The sequence below is a fragment of the Pseudoclavibacter sp. 8L genome, from assembly GCF_902506465.1.
GTDB lineage: Bacteria > Actinomycetota > Actinomycetes > Actinomycetales > Microbacteriaceae > Pseudoclavibacter.
In genome coordinates this window covers 360,520-377,965 of the sequence record NZ_LR733185.1, presented here as the reverse complement: position 1 = coordinate 377,965, position 17,446 = coordinate 360,520, and the positions used below count along the sequence as shown (strand labels likewise).

General features: G+C 71.4%; 17 protein-coding genes. 8 read left to right on the top strand and 9 right to left on the bottom strand.

Going from position 1 to position 17,446, the window contains the following annotated elements; genetic code table 11:
- Nucleotides 1-33: 33 nt before the first annotated feature.
- Complete coding sequence (locus GV007_RS01750) at nt 34-702, bottom strand: GntR family transcriptional regulator (RefSeq protein ID WP_236558243.1); 669 nt, start codon at nt 700-702, stop codon at nt 34-36.
- Between the two features lie 172 nt (nt 703-874).
- Here GV007_RS01750 and GV007_RS01745 point away from each other — a divergent pair, with 172 nt between their 5' ends.
- From GV007_RS01745 to GV007_RS01725, 5 genes are read left to right on the top strand one after another with little or no spacing between them, the layout of a single operon-like run.
- Nucleotides 875-2,167 (top strand): NRAMP family divalent metal transporter, encoded by a 1,293-nt coding sequence (locus tag GV007_RS01745; RefSeq protein ID WP_160070732.1) that lies wholly within the window; start codon nt 875-877, stop codon nt 2,165-2,167.
- A 28-nt stretch (nt 2,168-2,195) separates the two neighbouring features.
- Complete coding sequence (locus GV007_RS01740) at nt 2,196-2,990, top strand: LamB/YcsF family protein (RefSeq protein ID WP_160070731.1); 795 nt, start codon at nt 2,196-2,198, stop codon at nt 2,988-2,990.
- A 4-nt stretch (nt 2,991-2,994) separates the two neighbouring features.
- Nucleotides 2,995-4,638, top strand: a complete 1,644-nt coding sequence (locus tag GV007_RS01735; RefSeq protein ID WP_160070730.1) for a 5-oxoprolinase/urea amidolyase family protein — start codon at nt 2,995-2,997, stop codon at nt 4,636-4,638.
- Nucleotides 4,635-6,413 carry an acetyl/propionyl/methylcrotonyl-CoA carboxylase subunit alpha gene (locus tag GV007_RS01730; protein ID WP_236558240.1) on the top strand — a complete coding sequence of 593 codons (1,779 nt, stop codon included), beginning with the start codon at nt 4,635-4,637 and terminating at the stop codon, nt 6,411-6,413. The genes GV007_RS01735 and GV007_RS01730 overlap by 4 nt, the downstream gene beginning before the upstream one ends.
- A 52-nt stretch (nt 6,414-6,465) precedes the next feature.
- Nucleotides 6,466-6,846: a VOC family protein gene (locus tag GV007_RS01725; protein WP_104241028.1), complete on the top strand. Its 381-nt coding sequence runs from the start codon at nt 6,466-6,468 to the stop codon at nt 6,844-6,846.
- Here the strand turns inward: GV007_RS01725 and GV007_RS01720 are convergent.
- The 3 genes from GV007_RS01720 to GV007_RS01710 all read right to left on the bottom strand — a co-directional run bounded on the left by GV007_RS01720 (nt 6,843) and on the right by GV007_RS01710 (nt 9,857).
- Nucleotides 6,843-7,847, bottom strand: coding sequence for a Gfo/Idh/MocA family protein (locus GV007_RS01720; RefSeq protein ID WP_160070729.1), 1,005 nt, complete (start codon nt 7,845-7,847; stop codon nt 6,843-6,845). The two genes, GV007_RS01725 and GV007_RS01720, sit on opposite strands and share 4 nt — an antisense overlap.
- Before the next feature lie 130 nt (nt 7,848-7,977).
- The gene (locus GV007_RS01715; RefSeq protein ID WP_236558238.1) at nt 7,978-8,649 is read right to left on the bottom strand and encodes a response regulator; all 672 of its coding nucleotides are present in this window, start codon (nt 8,647-8,649) and stop codon (nt 7,978-7,980) included.
- Nucleotides 8,646-9,857, bottom strand: coding sequence for a sensor histidine kinase (locus GV007_RS01710; RefSeq protein WP_160070728.1), 1,212 nt, complete (start codon nt 9,855-9,857; stop codon nt 8,646-8,648). The genes GV007_RS01715 and GV007_RS01710 overlap by 4 nt, the downstream gene beginning before the upstream one ends.
- Nucleotides 9,858-9,974: 117 nt before the next feature.
- On the opposite strand from GV007_RS01710, the gene GV007_RS01705 reads away from it, so the two are divergent.
- Entirely contained in the window at nt 9,975-10,769 is a 795-nt protein-coding gene (locus GV007_RS01705) for a GAP family protein (RefSeq protein WP_160070727.1), read from the top strand.
- A 47-nt stretch (nt 10,770-10,816) separates the two neighbouring features.
- Here GV007_RS01705 and GV007_RS01700 read toward each other — a convergent pair whose 3' ends face one another.
- From GV007_RS01700 to GV007_RS01690, 3 genes are read right to left on the bottom strand one after another with little or no spacing between them, the layout of a single operon-like run.
- Entirely contained in the window at nt 10,817-11,257 is a 441-nt protein-coding gene (locus GV007_RS01700; protein WP_146080186.1) for a thioredoxin family protein, read from the bottom strand.
- A gap of 54 nt (nt 11,258-11,311) precedes the next feature.
- The gene (locus GV007_RS01695) at nt 11,312-11,752 is read right to left on the bottom strand and encodes a thioredoxin family protein (RefSeq protein ID WP_160070726.1); all 441 of its coding nucleotides are present in this window, start codon (nt 11,750-11,752) and stop codon (nt 11,312-11,314) included.
- A gap of 11 nt (nt 11,753-11,763) precedes the next feature.
- Nucleotides 11,764-12,255, bottom strand: coding sequence for a DUF4395 domain-containing protein (locus tag GV007_RS01690; RefSeq protein ID WP_160070725.1), 492 nt, complete (start codon nt 12,253-12,255; stop codon nt 11,764-11,766).
- A 170-nt stretch (nt 12,256-12,425) separates the two neighbouring features.
- Here GV007_RS01690 and GV007_RS01685 point away from each other — a divergent pair, with 170 nt between their 5' ends.
- The gene (locus GV007_RS01685) at nt 12,426-13,355 is read left to right on the top strand and encodes an aldo/keto reductase (RefSeq protein ID WP_160070724.1); all 930 of its coding nucleotides are present in this window, start codon (nt 12,426-12,428) and stop codon (nt 13,353-13,355) included.
- 329 nt (nt 13,356-13,684) lie between these two features.
- Here the strand turns inward: GV007_RS01685 and GV007_RS01680 are convergent, their stop codons facing one another.
- Together GV007_RS01680 and GV007_RS01675 are read right to left on the bottom strand one after the other, a co-directional pair.
- Nucleotides 13,685-15,139, bottom strand: coding sequence for an ABC transporter permease (locus GV007_RS01680; RefSeq protein WP_236558236.1), 1,455 nt, complete (start codon nt 15,137-15,139; stop codon nt 13,685-13,687).
- Entirely contained in the window at nt 15,136-15,885 is a 750-nt protein-coding gene (locus tag GV007_RS01675; protein WP_160070723.1) for an ABC transporter ATP-binding protein, read from the bottom strand. Before GV007_RS01675 ends, GV007_RS01680 begins: the two co-directional genes overlap by 4 nt.
- Before the next feature lie 130 nt (nt 15,886-16,015).
- Here GV007_RS01675 and GV007_RS01670 point away from each other — a divergent pair, with 130 nt between their 5' ends.
- Nucleotides 16,016-17,377 (top strand): cryptochrome/photolyase family protein, encoded by a 1,362-nt coding sequence (locus tag GV007_RS01670; RefSeq protein ID WP_160070722.1) that lies wholly within the window; start codon nt 16,016-16,018, stop codon nt 17,375-17,377.
- Nucleotides 17,378-17,446 lie beyond the last annotated feature (69 nt).

Below are 17,446 nucleotides of genomic sequence, written 5' to 3'. Positions count from 1 at the left end.
GCGACGAGTCGGTCTTCGGTTCAGGTCGTCGGGTCAGAGCGTCGGCGCTGGGGCGATGCGCGCGTAGGCGGCGAGCACGGTGCGCTCAGAGCGCACGAGGTACTCGTCGAGGGCCTCCGCCGCCCCGGCCGTATCGCCGGCGAGGTGGAGCTCCAGCACGCGCTGGTTGAGCTCGATGTAGGGCGCGTGCAGATACTCGAGGTCCTCGAGGAAGCCGAATGCGAGCCGGAGCTCCGCTGAGACGTTCGCGTAGACGCGGTCGAGGCGCTCGCTGTCCGCGAGCGCGACGATCGCCGTGTGGAATGCCATGTTGGCGGTTCCGACCGCCGCCCAGTCGCCGGCCTCTCGCCCTCGGATGGCGTGCTCGACGGCCTCGCGCATCCGCGCCCCGGCTGGGTGCCGCCCCGGGGCGGCGCGCAGGGCCTGCACCTCGATCATGCGTCGAACGCGGTAGATGTCGAGGATCGAGGCCAGTGAGGGGATGGCCACGAAGACGCCCGCGTTGGGGCGCCGGGTGAGCAGTCGCTCCGCCGTGAGCATGCGGAATGCCTCGCGGAGGGTGTTGCGCGAGACGTCGAGTCGCTCGGTCATGGCGCTCTCCGAGAGGCGCTGCCCTGGCACGATCTCGCCGGTGACGATCATCTGGCGGAGGCTCGAGGCCGCTCGTTCCGCCCTGTCGAGGGTCTCGTCGGCTGCGTTCACGCTTCGCACTCTACCGGCGGCGCTTCGCGGCGACCCGTTACACGAAATCTGCCCGATACATCTTGTAACAAGACATTTACGCGTCTATCGTTGAACAATCTGTTGCTCAGCGTTGAACAACCGTAGGGTTGCCGCAATCACTCGCTGCTCCCCTACCGAACTGGAACGAGTCATGACCTCCACACCTCCTCCCGCTTCCCCGGCGTCCCCAGCGTCCGGCTCTTCTGCCGCCGACGAGGCGAGCACCCCGGAGAAGCTCAAGCAGTACGCCAAAGCTCGCCGCACCTCGCTGGTCGGCGCGCTCTTCCTCATGGCCACCTCGGCCATCGGCCCCGGCTTCATCACCCAGACGGCGACCTTCACCCAGCAGCTCGGCGCCGCGTTCGCCTTCGGCATCCTCATCTCGGTGCTTATCGACCTCGCCGTGCAGCTCAACATCTGGCGCATGATCACGCTCTCCGGGAAGCGCGCGAGCGCCCTCGCCAACGACGCCCTCCCCGGCAGCGGCTACGTGCTCGCCGTGCTCATCGTCATCGGCGGCCTCGTCTTCAACATCGGCAACATCGGCGGCGCCGGGCTCGGCCTGAACGTGCTGCTCGGCCTCGACGTCAAGGTCGGCGCCGTCATCAGCGCCGCCATCGCGATCGCCATCTTCCTCATCAAGCGCGCCGGCATCGTCATGGACCGGGTCGTCATCGTGGCCGGTATCGCCATGATCATCCTCACGGTCATCGTCGCCATCGTCGCGCAGCCGCCCATCGGCGACGCACTCCGCCAGACCGTCCTCCCCGACACCATCAACTTCGCGACCATCACGACGATCGTCGGCGGCACCGTCGGCGGGTACATCGTCTACTCGGGGGCGCACAAGCTGCTCGACTCCGGCAACGCCGGACCGGAGCACATCAAGGAAGTCAACCGCGCGGCTGTGACCGGCATCGTCATCACGGGCATCATGCGCTACGTGCTGTTCCTCGCCATCCTCGGCGTCGTCGCGAGCGGCGTCGTGCTCGACACGACCCTCAACCCGGCAGCAGACGCCTTCCAGGCAGCAGCCGGCGAGGCTGGCTTCCGCATCTTCGGCGCCATCTTCTGGCTCGCCGCCCTCACGAGCATCATCGGCGCCGCGTACACCTCGGTGTCGTTCCTGCCGGTCTTCTCGAAGCGCATCGCCGGCCGCGCCGCTGACTTCTGGACCGTCGGATTCATCCTCTTCTCGCTGGCCATCTACCTGTCGATCGGCACTCCGCCCGCAACGCTCCTCGTGTTCGTCGGTGGCTTCAACGGCCTCATCCTGCCGATCGGCCTCACCCTGTTCATGTACATCGGCTGGTTCCGCCCGTCGAAGCTGGGCGGCGCGAAGTACCCGAAGTGGCTGCTCATCATCGGCACGCTCGCGACGCTCATCACCTGGTACATGGCCGTCAACGCGGTCGGACCGATCTTCGACCTCCTCAACACCTGATCCGTATCCCGAGCGAAAGGCTGACCACATGAACACACGCTCCATCGACCTCAACAGCGACCTCGGCGAGGGCTTCGGCCGCTGGACCCTGGGCGACGACCAGGAGATGCTCGGCATCGTCACGAGCGCGAACGTCGCCTGCGGGTTCCACGCCGGCGATCCGCGCGCCATCCGCGCCACCGTCAAGGGGGCGGCGGATGCGGGGGTCGCGATCGGCGCGCACGTCGGCTACCGCGACCTGGCCGGCTTCGGGCGTCGCAACATCGACGTCGCCTCCGACGACCTCGTGGCCGATGTGGTCTACCAGATCGGCGCCCTGCAGGCACTCGCCGCCGCCGAGGGGACCAGCGTGAGCTACGTCAAGCCGCACGGGGCCCTCTACAACACGATCGTGCACGACGAGCGGCAGGCGGCGGACGTCGTCGAGGCCGTTCGCCTCGTCGACCCGAGCCTCGTGCTCCTCGGCATGCCGGGCTCGGCCGTGCTCCGCCTCGCCACCGAGGCGGGCATCCCCACCGCGATCGAGGCCTTCGCCGACCGCGCGTACACGCCGCAGGGCACGCTCGTCTCCCGTCGGGAGCCCGGCGCCGTGCTGCACGACGTCGACAAGGTCGCGAAGCGTATGGTGCGCCTCGCGACCGAGGGCCTGCTGGAGGCGATCGACGGCAGCACTCTCGAGCTGCGGGCCGACTCGATCTGCGTGCACGGCGACAGCCCAGGGGCAACCGACATGGCGAAGCAGGTGCGGCTCGCGCTCACGGAGGCCGGCGTGGAGCTGCGCCCGTTCGCAGCCGCCCCGGCAGCCGCCGGAAAGCTGGCCTGACCCCATGAGAGTCCTCACCGCCCGCGACGATGCGGTCCTCATCGAGTGCAACAGCCTCGACGAGACGATCGCGCTCTTCGACGCCCTGACCGCACTGCGCATCCCCGGTGTCGGCGAGATGGTGCCGGGTGCGCGCACCCTGCTCGTCCCGTTCCGGCCAGCCCGGGTCACCGCCGAGGAGATCGAGGCCGCCGCCGCGGCAGCCGACCTCAGCGGCGTGCGCACGGGACAGCCGAGGCGTCTCGAGATCCCGACGCGGTACGACGGTGAGGACCTCGCGGAGGTCGCCGAGCTCCTCGGCCTCTCCACTGACGAAGTCGTGCGCCGCCACACGAGCTCGACCTTCACGGTCGGGTTCGTGGGCTTCGCTCCCGGCTTCGCGTACCTGACAGGCGACGACCCCGTGCTCGACGTGCCACGCCGGGCGACGCCCCGCACCCGCATCCCCGCGGGCTCCGTCGCGCTGGCAGGCACATACAGCGGCGTCTACCCGCGCGAGAGCCCCGGCGGGTGGCAGCTCATCGGCACCACCGAGGTGCCCATGTGGGACCTCGACCGCGACCCGGCCGCGTTCATGGCGCCAGGTGATCTCGTCACGTTCAGCGTCGCCGCCACGAGGGCCCGCGCGAGCGTGAGCGAGGACCGAGCACACAGTGCCCGAGGGGCCACACCAGCGGGTGCGGTCGACACGAGCGACAGCCCCTCCGCCCTCGAAGTGCTGTCCCCTGGCCTGCAGACCCTGTTCCAGGACCTCGGACGCGACGGCTACGCCAGCATGGGCGTCTCCGCCTCCGGGGCACTGGATGCGCCAGCCCACCGCCAGGCGAACCGCCTCGTCGGCAGCGCTGCGGAGGCCCCCACCCTCGAGGTCGCCTACGGCGGCCTCCTGGTGCGGGCGCACGGCCCGCAGGTCGTGGCGGTGACGGGCGCCGAGGTGCCCCTGACCGTGTCAGGCACCCTTCCCCGCACCGCCCCATTCGGAGCGGCGTTCGCGCTGGACGACGGCGACGAACTGCAGCTCGGCTCCCCCGCCGCCGGAGTGCGCAGCTACCTCGCGGTGCGCGGCGGGTTCGGCGCGCCCCCGGTGCTCGAGAGCCTCGCGACCGACCTCCTCGCGGGGCTCGGCCCCGACGCGCTGAAAGCCGGCGACCTGCTCAGCGTCCTCGCGCCCCACGCCACCCTCCTCGCTGCCAGCCCCGTCGCGGACGCCCCGCCGCGCGAGCTTCCCCGAGCCGGCGGCGAGACCGTCGAGCTGCGCATCGTGCTCGGCCCCCGCGACGACTGGTTCTCCGCCGAGGAGATCGAGCGCTTCACGGGCCAGGACTGGCAGGTGACGCCGCAATCGAACCGGGTCGGCGTGCGACTCGACGGCGACGCCCTCACCCGAGTGAAGAGCGGCGAGCTGCCCAGCGAGGGCTGCGTCAGCGGCGCGATCCAGATGCCCCCGAACGGGCAGCCGGTGCTCTTCCTCGCCGACCACCCCCTCACCGGCGGCTACCCCGTGCTCGGCGCCGTCATCACCGACGACCTCCCCCTCGCGGGCCAGCTGCCCGTCGGCGCGACGGTGCGATTCCGCATCGTCGAACCGCGCGGCAACCAGCCACGCACCCAGACCCCACGCACCCAGACCTCAGGAGAACTCCGATGACCCGCATCACCAAGGTCCTCATCGCGAACCGCGGCGAGATCGCCGTGCGCGTCGCCCGCGCCTGCGCCGACTACGGGGTCGCCTCCGTCGCCGTGTACGCCGACGGCGACGCCGATGCGCTTCACGTGCGCCTCGCCGACGAGGCCGTGCCGCTCGAGGGCGCGACCTCGCGGGACACGTACCTCGATACCGAGAAGCTGCTTGCTGCTGCGACATCCACGGGTGCCGACGCCGTGCACCCGGGCTACGGCTTCCTCTCCGAGAACGCCGAATTCGCGCGCGCCGTCGAGGGGGCGGGCCTCGTCTGGATCGGCCCGTCTCCCGAGGCGATCGAGCTGCTCGGCGACAAGATCTCGGCCCGCCGCCTCGCCGAGCAAGTCGGCGCGCCGCTCGTCGCCGGAACCAGCGGCCCCGTCGACTCCCCCGCAGAGGCGAGCGCCTTCGCGGAGGAGCACGGACTCCCCATCGCGATCAAGGCCGCGTTCGGCGGCGGTGGCCGCGGCCTGCGCGTCGCGCGCCGCCTCGACGAGGTCGAGGAGCTCTTCGCCGCAGCCGGGCGAGAAGCCGTCGCCGCCTTCGGCAGGGGCGAGTGCTTCGTCGAGCAGTTCCTCGAGTCGCCGCGCCACATCGAGGCGCAGGTGCTCGCCGACGAGCACGGCAACGTCGTCGTCGTCGGCACCCGCGACTGCTCGCTGCAGCGCCGCAACCAGAAGCTCGTCGAGGAGGCACCTGCCCCCTTCCTGACCGCGGAGCAGCGGGAGCGCATCCACACCTCGGCCCGCGACATCTGCGCGGCCGCCGGCTACCGCAGCGCTGGCACCGTCGAGTTCCTCCTCGACGCGAACGGCGTCATCTCGTTCCTCGAGGTCAACACGCGCCTGCAGGTCGAGCACCCCGTCACCGAGGAGACCGCGGGTGTCGACCTCGTCGTCGAGCAGCTCCGCATCGCCGACGGGCTCACGCTCGACGCAGCCGAGTTCGCACCCCGCGGGCACTCGCTCGAGTTCCGCATCAACGCCGAGGATCCGGCGCGCGGCTTCCTCCCGGGGCCGGGCACCATCTCGCTGTTCCGCGCACCGTCCGGACCGGGCGTCCGCGTCGACTCGGGCGTCGAGACGGGCTCCGTGGTCTCCGGCCAGTTCGATTCCATGCTGGCGAAGCTCATCGTCACCGGCGCGACCCGCGAGGAGGCGCTGCGCCGCGCGCGCCGCGCCCTCGCCGAGTTCGAGGTCGAAGGCGTGCCGACGGTGCTGCCCTTCCACCGCGCGGTGCTCGACGACCCGGACTTCATCGGCGGCAAGAGCGCCGAGGGCGTCCCCGGCTTCGGCGTGCACACGCAGTGGATCGAGACGACCTTCGCCGAGCGGGTCCCCGAGCAGGCGCTCGCCGTCGAGCCGAGTGGCCCCTCCGTGGTCTCGACGTGGGTTGAGCTCGACGGCCGCCGCGTCGCCCTCCGGCTCCCTGCGACGCTCTTCGCCGCCGGCGGCTCGGCTGCCGCGGCGTCGCCTGCCGGTGCGGCAGGTTCTGCAGGGGCAGCGGATGCTGGCAGCGAGTCCGGCTCGTCGGTCACGGCCCCCATGGCGGGCACGCTCCTGCGCTGGCTCGTGGAGGACGGCGCCGAAGTCGAGGCGGGGACTGCCGTCGCGGTCGTCGAGGCCATGAAGATGGAGACGCCTGTTCAGGTCACGGCCGCTGGCGTCCTCCGCCAGCGCGCCGAGGCTGGGAGCCCCATCGCCGCTGGCGAGGTGCTCGCGGAGCTCGCCGCGGCGAGCTGATCTCCTGCCAGGCGACGGTGAATTGTCGGTGGCTGCGGGCAGACTGGTTCGCATGACGGAACCAGCCGCCCGCGCCCACCATTCCATCGACTACCTCGAGTTCGGAGTCACCGACCTCGCCGTGGCCAAGCAGTTCTACGGCGATGCCTTCGGGTGGAGCTTCAACGACTACGGCCCCGGCCCCAACTACGTCGGCATCCGACGGCCCGGCGGTGACGCCACCGACGAGGTGGGCGGCTTCCGACTCGACCCCCAGGTCACTCCAGGCGGGGCGCTTGTGCTGCTCTACTCCGACGACCTCGAGGCGAGCGTCGCGCAGGTGCGCGCGGCCGGCGGCGAGGTCGTGAGCGGGCCGTACGAGTTCCCCGGTGGCCGCCGATTCCACTTCACCGACCCGGCGGGCAACGAGCTCGGGGTCTGGTCGAGCTCCTAGCGCGAGACCGAGCTGGAACGAGCGGCCGCGATGCGCGCCCGCACCTGGTCGAGCGTTCGCATGATGGCGATCGACTCGTCGAGCGGCATGCGCGGGCTCTCGAGCTCGCCGGCGCTGAGGCACCGTTCGACCTCGAGCGCCTGGAACTGCATGCCGCGACCCACGTGCTGCGGCTTGTCGAAGCGGAGGAGCTCGCGCTGCCCTCGGCCGCCGTCGTAGACCGTGAACGAGGTCGACGCGTAGAAGACCGAGTCGATGTCGATCCAGCCGTCCGAGCCGACGACGGCCGCGCGGTTCGAGCCGGGCGCATCCATGCGCGTGAGGGTCGCCGAGGTGCGGCCGGCACCATGCCGCAGGAGCACGGAGGCGGAGAGATCGACCCCGAGCTCCGAGGCCTCGCCGTCGACGAGCATCGAGGTGGGCTCGCCGAGATACCTCGAGGCGAAGGAGACGCCGTAGACGCCGAGGTCGGCCATGACGCCACCGCCGAGCTCGGGGTTCCCGTGGCGGCTCGTCGGGGCCACGTCGAGGTTCTGGAAATGCGAGCTGGAGACGCTCACGAGTTCGCCGATCGAACCGCGCTCGAGGACGTCGCCGATCGCGTCGGCCGTCGGCAGGAAGCGCGTCCACATGGCCTCCATCGCGAACACGCCCTTGGCGCGGGCCGCCGCGACGACCCGCTCGGCTTCGGGGGCGTCGTTGGTGAACGACTTCTCCACGAGCACCGGCTTCCCTCCGTCGATCGCGAGCAGCGCCTGCTCGGCGTGGAACGCCTGCGGCGTCGCGATGTAGATGACGTCGACGCCGGGGTCGGCGACCAGCGCCTCATAGCTGCCGTAGGAGGTCGGAATCGACAGCTCAGCGGCGAACTCGGCCGCGCGCCTCGCATCCCGAGACGCGACCGCCGCCACCTCCAGGCCCTGCGCCACGAGGTCGCCCACGAAGGTCCTCGCGATGTTGCCCGCCCCGAGAATTCCCCACCGCACCCGTTCAGTCGTCACGGAAAAACCCTAGTCGGGCGCCGCGCGCACCGCGAGAGCTCCGCGCGTCGAGCACGAGGCCTTCTCGCAGAGCAAGACGGAGCAGACCTTCGACGTCGCCAGGACCCCGTCTCGCGGATGCGGGCGCGCGTCAGTCGCTGAGGCCAGCCCGACGCGCGAGCACGGCGGCCTCCATCCTGGACACGACGCCGAGCTTCGCAAGGACCCGCGAGACGTGGGTCTTCGCCGTGGAGGCGCTGATGTGCATCCGCTGGCCGATGCCGGAGTTCGACAGCCCCTCGCCCAGCGCGGAGAGCACCTCCCGCTCTCGCGCCGTGAGCTCGGCGAGCCCGGGCACCTCGGGAGTCGGCGTCGGAGCGCCGTCAGCCGTCTGCGCGAAGCGATCGAGGAGACGCCGTGTCACCTCCGGCGACAGGGCTCCCTCGCCCCGAGCCACCGCCTCGACTGCGGCCTGGAGGGCCGGCCCCGACGTCGTCTTCAGCAGGAACCCGGCAGCCCCTGCCCGGACGGCGCCGAACACGTACTCGTCGAGGTCGAAGGTGGTGAGCACCAGCACCTGCGCGAGCGAGTCGGCGACGATGGCTCGCGTCGCCTCGATGCCGTCGGTCCCCGGCATGCGGACGTCCATGAGCACGACGTCGGGTCGCAGGGCCCGCGCGTTCCTGATCGCCGCGGCCCCGTCGCCGGCCTCGCCCACGACCTCGATGCCGTGGGCCTCGAGCAGCAGCCGCAGCCCGGCCCGGATCGCGGCGTGGTCGTCGGCGACGAGCACACGGATGGGTCCGTCGATCTCCTCGGTCACGATGTGCTCCCCTCAGGTCGTTCAGTGGTCTGCGCCCTCGCGCCCGCGGTGCGCGGCACGGTCGCTGCGACTCGCCACCCAGCACCGTCTGGCGTCGGCCCAGCCTCGAGGTGGCCGCCGAGGCGCTCCGCCCGCTCGCGGATGAGACCGAGCCCGTTGCCCGTGCCCGGCGCTGCCTGCATCCGGGTGCCGCCCGTCGAGGTCACGACGACGGAGAGCCAGTCAGCCCGCTCCTCGAAGCGCACCTCGACGACGGCGCCCGGCGAGTGCCGCCCGGCGTTCGAGACGGCCTCGGCCACCACACGGGCGAGGGCCTGCTCCGTGGCGGCGGATGCGCTCGGCACCTCCCCGACGATGCTCGCCTCGACCGAGTCCGCCGAGGCCACGAGCTCCGCGACCTGAGCCAGCCTCGGCGGCGCCGCGACCTCCCCATCGCCGGCGCCACTTCGGAGGATGAGGATCATCGACCGCATCTCGTCGAGCCCGTCGAGGGCCGAGTCGCGGATCGCCTGCAGCGCCCCCGCCTCCCGGCCTCGCACGCCGGACCCCGCGAGAGCCGCCTCCGAGGTGATGGCGATCGCCGAGAGGTTGGCCGCCACCACGTCATGGAGGTCGCGGGCCATGCGCTCGCGTTCGTCGCGCACCGCCTCCTCCCGCTCCAGCACGAGCAGACGCTCGGCGTCGTCGGCGCGAGCTTCCTGCACCCGCGCGAGCTCCGCGCTCTGACGCACCGAGCTCGCCCACCAGAGCGGCGTGCCGAAGATCGCGAGGGCCTGCAGCCCGAAGAACACGCCCTGCCGCAGCGCCTCGCCGAGCAGCACGGGCACGGCGAAAGCCGCCACCACGGCCACCGCGACGAGCACCTGCACCGCTCGGAGCGCCGCCGGCGGGCTGTACCGGCCGACGATATAGAGGGCATCCAGCACCAGGACGGCCCCGCCGATCACGCCCACGAACACGAAAGCGGACACCGACACGGTCACGCAGACGAGCAGCACGAGCACGGGGAACCGCCGCTTCTGGGTGAGCGCCAGCCCACCGAGCGCAACCGCACCGAGGCTCAGCGCGATGTGCTGAGGCGAGTCGAAGAGCGCCAGCAAGACGGCAGCCGCGATCGCGAAGAGCGTGGTCGTCGCATCCTCGTCGGGCCGCCAACCGGCGCGGAGGTGCCGGGTTCCCGGCGCGACGGCGCTCTGCGGTTCGGTCATGGCACCATCCCAGCACACGGACGCCCACGCGCGGTCACCCGAACGATGTACGCGAGCACCGCGGCTGGCATCCTTCAGCGGATGCGGCCGGGAGCCCGTGCACAGGAGGGTTGCGGCATGTCCACTGAACTCCTGCTCTCGCTCCTCGGTCTCGCGCTCGTCGACAGCCTGAGCGCGGGCACGCTCCTCATCCCGATCTTCTTCCTGCTCGCGCCCGGCCGCATCCGCTTCGGGCGCATCCTCACCTACCTGGGGACGATCGCCGGCTTCTACTTCCTCGTCGGGCTCGCCCTGACGGCCGGGGCGTCCGCCTTCCTGGAGAACGCGGCCGCGGTGCTCGAGACCCCGACGGCCTACGCCATTCAGCTGGTGGTCGGCGGCGGACTGCTCGTTGTGGGCATCTGCATGCCGACCAAGAAGCGGGACCGGGTCGCGGCCGGGGCCGCACAGGACGGGAGCGCTCTGCCGGGAGGCGCGCAGCCGGAACACCCCGGGGAGTCGGCGAAGCCCGCCAAGGGCAGGCTCGCCCGCTGGCGCGACCGCGCACTCGGAGACGGCCCACCCGTGACCGTCATCGCGCTCGCGCTGGCGGCGGGGCTCATCGAGCTCGCGACGATGATCCCGTACCTGGCGGCGGTCGGCCTCCTCACAGGCTCCGGGCTCGGTATCGCCGGGTCGACTCCGCTCCTCGCCGCCTACTGCGTGGTCATGGTCGCGCCGGCACTGCTGCTGCTCCTCGGCCGCGTCGCCGCTCGACGCGCGGTCGAGCCCCGCCTTCGCCGGCTCGCCGACTGGCTGAGCCGAAACGCCGCGGAGAACACGGCCTGGATCATCGCCCTCGTCGGCTTCTTCCTGCTCCGAGACGCGCTCGCGCACTCGGCGAGCTTCGACTTCTGGCCCTTCAATACTTGACGGTGACAGCCTGGGCGCCGGCCCGCGTCGACACCCCCGACGCGCCTTCAGCGCACGCTGAGCTCGATGAGCTGCGCCTCCACCGACTCACGCAGCGGGGACCCGTCGAAGCGACCGGCGCGGTTCCCGTCGGCGTCGAGGAGCAGCACCGTCGGGGTCACGACGATGTCGTAGGGCAGCACGAGTTCGGGGCGGATGCTCGTGTCGACTTCCGCGAGCACAACCCCCGCCGAGGTGGCTGCAACGTCCTGCAGCATCCATCTCGTGGCGGCGCACTCCGCACTGTCGGGGGCGGTGAAGAGCACGATCGTCGCGCGGCGGCCGGGCAGCACATCCTCGGGCAGGAGCTCGAGGTCGATCTCGGACTGCTCGGGCTCGGGCTCGCCTTCGCCGTCGAAGCGGCTCACCCCTCGTCGCGCGACCCACCCGACGACGGCGACGATGAGCACAAGCGCCATGATCACGAGCAACACCACTGATCCGTCCACGCGCTCAGCCTCCCACACTCGGGGGTTCGGAGGTCAGATCCGCGGGCGTTCGCGTCACGAGCTGAGCTGCAGGAGCTGCGCCTCGAGCTCAGCTCGTCTCGGAGGCCCGCCGATGCGCGCGACCCGCTTGCCGTCGGCGTCGAGCACCAGCACGGTCGGCGTCTGCCGTACGTCGTAGCTCCTGGCCAGATCCTGACGGTCGGTGAGGTCGACCTCGGCCACGACGACGCCGGGGGCCGTCGCGGCGAGCTGGTCGAGCATCCGCTTCGTGGCGGGGCACCTCGCGCAGAACTCCGTGGAGAAGAGGATGACCGTGGCGCTGTCCCCCGGCTCGACGCCGGCCCCGAGGAGGTGCAGGTCGGCGGCCCCCGCGGCTGCACCGGCTGGGGCACGCGAGGTCTTCAGGCGACCGTTCGTCCGCTGCAGGACGACGCCGATGACGCTGGCGAAGACGACGAGTCCCACGAGCACCATGACGGCGAGCGAGGCATCCACGGGCGCCTCCCTCAGGCCCGCACGCCGCGCGGGCGGATGACGCCGACCCGGAGGAGCAGGACGTACAGCTGGCACCCCAGGCAATAGCCGAAGGCGGCGTTCAGGAAGGCCGCGATGAAGGCCGCACCGGCGGCCACCGGCACGGCGAGCGGAACACCGAGCACGTGCAGCACGACGCCGACGAGGGTCACCGCGAACCCGACTCCCTGCGCGAACGTCGGCGGCGCCGCCTCCTCCGTCTCGGCGGGTGGCGCGAGCCGCGGTCGGATCACCGCGGCGAAGAGACGCCCGTAGGGGTGCCGCTGGATGCCCGCGAACGCGCCCCACGCGAAGAGCGCCGTCAGGGCGACGAGCAGGAGGAAGCCGGGCTGCACGAGCCTGCCTGCCACCGTCTCCGCCGCCGGGGCGACGAGGCCGAGGAAGACGGTGACGAGGAGCAGGACAGCCGTGATCGCTGCCCCGAACCGCGGCCCGCGTGGGTCGATGCGAGTCTGTGCCGACATGATGCTCCCTCTTCCAGGGGTGACCTCGGCGATGGCTTCGAACGAAGCCAGCCCCCGGGGCGGCAGCGGATGCTGTGCCGAAAGGGTAGGCGCGCGCGGCTCCGAGGGGAACGACTGTGACGCTCCGCGACGACCAGGTTCGGCGGGAGGCGACTTGAGATGATGCCCGCATGAAGACCTTCACTCTCCCCCAGACCGACGTGCGTGCCTCGAGCATCGTCCTCGGTCTCATGCGCATCATGGACCTCGACGACGAGCAGCTGCGCACCCTCGTGGGCACGGCCCTCGACGCGGGCGTCAACGTCCTCGACCACGCCGACATCTACGGCGGCGAGCGCCACGCCTGCGAGCGTCGCTTCGGCCAGGCCATCCGCCTGTCCCCCGCCGAGCGCGAGAAGGTGCTCATCCAGTCGAAGGTGGGCATCCGCGAGGGCTACTTCGACTTCTCCGCCGAGCACATCCTGCGCACGGTCGACGAGTCGCTCGAGGCCCTCGGCACCGAGTACCTCGACGTGCTCCTGCTGCACCGCCCCGACACCCTCGTCGAGCCCGAGGAGGTGGCGACGGCGTTCAACGAGCTCCACAACCGCGGCAAGGTCCGCCACTTCGGCGTCTCCAACCACACACCCGGTCAGGTCGAGCTGCTGAAGTCGGTGGTCGCGCAGCCCCTCATCATCAACCAGGTGCAGCTCAGCATCACCCACGCTCCGATCATCGCGTCGGGAATCGCCGCCAACATGGTCGGCCTCGACCAGTCCATCGACCGTGACAACGGCATGCTCGACTACGCGCGCCTCAACGGCATCACCCTCCAGGCGTGGTCGCCGTTCCAGAAGGGGTTCTTCGACGGCGTCTTCCTCGGCGACCGCGAGCACTTCGCCGAGCTCAACGACGTGCTCGAGGCGCTCGCCGACAAGTACGGCGTCACGCCGATGGGCATCGCAACGGCCTGGATCACACGTCACCCCGCGAACATCCAGGTGGTTCTCGGCACGACTACCCCATCGCGCGTCTCCGAGTCGGCCGCGGGCTCGGATGTGCATCTGACGCGCGAGGAGTACTACCGCATCTTCACGGCGGCCGGTCACACACTGCCGTAGTAGCGTCCGCGCGCTCCGGAGCCTGTCCGCGCGCCGGCCCGAGCCTGCCCGAGCCTGCCCGAGCCTGCCCGAGCCGGCCCGAGCCGGCCCGAGCCGGCCCGAGCCGGCCCGAGCCGGCCCGAGCCGGCCCGAGCGCAGAGTTGTGGCCCGGTGCTGCTCCCGTGATCGGGAGCAGCACCGGGCCACAACTCTGCGGGCGGGCGGGAGCGCGGGGCCTTCGAGCGGGAGCACGTGGCCGGGCACTAGCGGAGGCCGCCGACGTCAGCGCCTCACAACGGGCGTCAGCGCGTCACAACCGGCGTCAGCGCGTCACAACCGGCGTCAGCGCCTCAGTCGACGGCGAGCGCCGCGACGGGCGACACTCGGGTGGCTCGACGAGCCGGCAGCAGCGACGAGGCGACGGTGATGAGCAGCGTCACAAGCAGCACGGCGGCGACGGTCACCCACGGGATGCTGGGCAGGACGAGCTGTCCGACGAGCGACCCGAAGGTGGCCTGGGCGCCGACCCACCCGTAGAACACTCCGAGGAGCAGACCGAAGAGCGCGGATGAGGCGATCATGGCAACCGCCTCGGTCACGATCATCCGCCGCACCTGGCCGACGGTGAAGCCGAGCGCTCGCAGCAGCCCGAGCTCCCGCCGACGCTGCATGACGCTCAAGGAGAGCGTGTTGACCATGCCGACGGCGGCGAGCAGCACGGAGAAGCCGAGGAGCACGCTCATGATGGCGGTCGTGACGTCGATGACCTGCTCGAAGGCGGCGTACATCTCGGGCTCCATCTGCCCGAACCGGAGGGTGATGGCGCGGAAGGTCTCGCTGGCAACCGCGAACATGGTGACGAGCGTGATGCCGATCACGAGGCCGATGACGGCGCGGCTGCTGCGCGCGGGGTTGCGCACGGCGTTGGCGGCGGCGAGGCGCGGCACCGGGCCGCGACCGAGGGCGCTGCCCACGAGGCTCATGAGGGGCGGGAGGATGACGGGAGCGCCGACGATGACGCCGACGAACGAGAGCATGCCGCCGCCGACGCTCACGAGCACGCCGCTCGAGCTCTGCAGGCCGAGGAACACGCCGCCGATGAGCATGGCGGTGCCGAGGGCGATGAGGATCGTCGCCGTGATGCTGCGTCCGCGACCGGCGCGGAGCTCCTGCATGGTGGGCTCTGCGCTGGACGAGGTGGCCGCGATCGGCGAGACCGTGAGGACCCGGCGCGAGCCGACCCAGGACGCGATGACGGTCGCCGCCGTGACGGCGATGACGGGCGCCAGGATCGCCGGGTGCACGATCGGGAACGGGAACGGGTCGAGCGCGCCGTTCGTGATGGCGAGCTGCGCGCCGAGGGCCGTCAGCCCGACACCGAGGGAGGCCCCGGCAACAGCACCCGAGGCGCCCTGGACGAGCCCTTCGCGGACGGTGCGCCGGCGCAGCGACCGACCAGATGCCCCGATCAGGCGCAGCAGCGCGATCTCCTTGGTGCGTCCGGCGATCACGGTGGCGACCGAGTTCGACGTGACGACGGCGCCCACGAAGAGCGCGATCGCGAAGAACAGCGCTGCAACCGTGCCGAGCACGCTGGCGAGGGCGCCGATCTCGCTGAGGCCCATCGCGTCGAAGTAGGCGGCCAGGTCGGCGACGATCATGATCAGCACCGTGCCGAAGGCCGCCGAGAGGGCGGAGACGAGCACGACGGCGGCGCCTCCGCTGCTCTGCTGGGACTCGGGGGCGCGCTGCGCCTTGGCGGCGCTGCTTGCCTGGGCCGCAGATGCGGTGCTCGTGGCACTCATGCTGCCGTCTCCATGGAGAGCATGAGGTTCGCGATCTCGGCGGCGCTCGTGCGCGGACGATCGGCGACGACCTTGCCGTCGGCGAGGAAGACGACGCGGTCGGCGTGGCTCGCGGCGATCGGGTCGTGCGTCACCATCGCGATCGACTGGCCGTACTGGCTGCTCGCCGTCGAGAGCAGCGAGAGGACCTCGCGGCCGGTCCTGGAGTCGAGGTTCCCCGTGGGCTCGTCGGCGAAGATGAGCTTCGGCCGGGTCGCGAGGGCCCGGGCGATGGCGACCCGCTGCTGCTGCCCGCCGGACAGCTCGTACGGTCGGTGCGCGAGACGCTGCGAGAGTCCGAGCGTCTGGATGAGGTGCGAGATCCAGGCCTCCTCGTCGCGCGAGACGGTACGGCCATCGAGGTCGAACGGCAGCATGATGTTGCCGCGCACATCCAGTGTGGGCACGAGGTTGAAGGCCTGGAAGATGAAGCCGACCGCTCGGCGCCGCAGCACCGTCAGCTCGCCGTCGCCCATGCCCGTGATCTCGGTGTCGCCGAGGAACACGCGCCCGGACGAGGCACCGTCGAGGCCGGCCATGACGTGCATGAGCGTCGACTTGCCGGAGCCGCTCGGGCCCATGATGGCCGTGAACTCACCGCTTCTGATGCCGAGGCTGACGCCGTCGAGGGCGGCGACGCTGCCGTGGGTGCCGTAGATCTTCCGAACGTCGACGACGCTCGCGACAAGTGGGGGTGTGGTGTTCATGTCCTCGACGCTACGGACGCGCCCGGCTCGGTCGCGTCCACCCCTGGTCGCGGCAGCATGCTCCTCTGGGATGACACGGGCGAGCGTCACGTCCAGCCAGCGAACGAGGTTCGCCCAATAGCCTTGCCGCATGGCCTCCCCAACGCTCGTCTGGTTCCGTGACGACCTGCGCATCCACGATCACCCGGCCCTGCACGTCGCCCTCGAGCGCGGTGGGCCCGTCATCGCCCTGTTCGTGCTCGACGAGGAATCCCCCGGCGTTCGCGCGCTCGGGGGCGCCGCGAAGTGGTGGCTGCACCACAGCCTGCTCGCCCTGCGCGAGCGCCTCGAGGAGATCGGTGGGGCGCTCCTGCTGCGCCGCGGCAGGGCCGAGGAGATCGTGCCAGCGGTCGCGGAGGACGCTGGCGCCGAGCTCGTCGTCTGGAACCGGCGCTACGGCGGGGCCGAGCGCGAGATCGACGCTCGCATCAAGCAGGGCCTCGTCGACGGGGGAATCGAGGCGCACAGCCTCCCCGGGTCGCTCCTCACCGAGCCCTGGCAGATCCAGACCGGTCAGGGTGAGGCCTACCGCGTGTACACGCCCTTCGCCAACGCCTGCCAGAGCCGCTTCCAGCACGAGCCGCCCCGCGTGCCGCTCGAGGCACCGGATGCGCTGCCCCACGGCTCGAAGGCGAGCTCGCTCGACTCCGACCCCCTCGACTCCTGGGAGCTGCTCCCCACGCGACCCGACTGGGCCGAGGGCCTCCGCGAAGAGTGGACCCCCGGTGAGCACGGCGCCCACGAGCGTCTCGAGGCATTCCTCGACGGGGTCGTCGGCGACTACAAGGCCGATCGCGACCGGCCAGACCTCGAGGGCACGAGCCGGCTCAGCCCCCACCTGCGCTGGGGCGAGATCTCCTCCGCCCAGGCCTGGCACGCCCTCGAGGGTCGCACGGGCGAGGGCGCAGCGACCTTCCGTCGCGAGCTGCTCTGGCGGGAGTTCGCCTGGCACACGCTCTACAGCTTCCCGGAGCTGCACACGCGGCCCTGGCGAGCCGCCTACGAGGACTTCCCGTGGCCCGCTCTCGACCGCGACGCACTCGACGCCTGGCAGCGCGGCAGCACCGGGGTCCCCATCGTGGATGCCGGCATGCGAGAGCTCTGGCGCACAGGCAGCATGCACAACCGCATCCGCATGGTCACCGCCTCGTTCCTCACCAAGCACCTGCTCACCGACTGGCGTCGCGGCGAGGAGTGGTTCTGGGACACGCTCGTCGACGCCGACCAGGCCTCCAACCCCTTCAACTGGCAGTGGGTCGCAGGCTCCGGTGTGGACGCGGCGCCCTACTTCCGGGTCTTCAACCCGGAGCGCCAGGCTGAGCGATTCGACCCGCACGGGGCCTACGTGCAGCGATGGGTCCCCGAGGCGGGCAGCGACGAGTACCCGGAACCCATCGTTGGGCTGAAGGAAGGTCGGGAAGCCGCACTCGCGGCCTGGCGCGAGGTTCGCTGACACCCGAGAGCGACCCAGTCAAAGCACCTCCGGGAACTGTCGGCGGCCGGTGCTAGATTGCCCGCACGC

Excerpts from the sequence above, each read along its gene's own strand:
- GV007_RS01745 (WP_160070732.1), top strand. The coding sequence starts at position 875 with ATGACCTCCACACCTCCTCCCGCTTCCCCGGCGTCCCCAGCGTCCGGC.
- GV007_RS01740 (WP_160070731.1), top strand. The coding sequence starts at position 2,196 with ATGAACACACGCTCCATCGACCTCAACAGCGACCTCGGCGAGGGCTTC.
- GV007_RS01735 (WP_160070730.1), top strand. The coding sequence starts at position 2,995 with ATGAGAGTCCTCACCGCCCGCGACGATGCGGTCCTCATCGAGTGCAAC.
- GV007_RS01730 (WP_236558240.1), top strand. The coding sequence starts at position 4,635 with ATGACCCGCATCACCAAGGTCCTCATCGCGAACCGCGGCGAGATCGCC.
- GV007_RS01725 (WP_104241028.1), top strand. The coding sequence starts at position 6,466 with ATGACGGAACCAGCCGCCCGCGCCCACCATTCCATCGACTACCTCGAG.
- GV007_RS01710 (WP_160070728.1), bottom strand. The coding sequence starts at position 9,857 with ATGACCGAACCGCAGAGCGCCGTCGCGCCGGGAACCCGGCACCTCCGC.
- GV007_RS01705 (WP_160070727.1), top strand. The coding sequence starts at position 9,975 with ATGTCCACTGAACTCCTGCTCTCGCTCCTCGGTCTCGCGCTCGTCGAC.
- GV007_RS01690 (WP_160070725.1), bottom strand. The coding sequence starts at position 12,255 with ATGTCGGCACAGACTCGCATCGACCCACGCGGGCCGCGGTTCGGGGCA.
- GV007_RS01685 (WP_160070724.1), top strand. The coding sequence starts at position 12,426 with ATGAAGACCTTCACTCTCCCCCAGACCGACGTGCGTGCCTCGAGCATC.
- GV007_RS01680 (WP_236558236.1), bottom strand. The coding sequence starts at position 15,139 with ATGAGTGCCACGAGCACCGCATCTGCGGCCCAGGCAAGCAGCGCCGCC.
- GV007_RS01675 (WP_160070723.1), bottom strand. The coding sequence starts at position 15,885 with ATGAACACCACACCCCCACTTGTCGCGAGCGTCGTCGACGTTCGGAAG.
- GV007_RS01670 (WP_160070722.1), top strand. The coding sequence starts at position 16,016 with ATGGCCTCCCCAACGCTCGTCTGGTTCCGTGACGACCTGCGCATCCAC.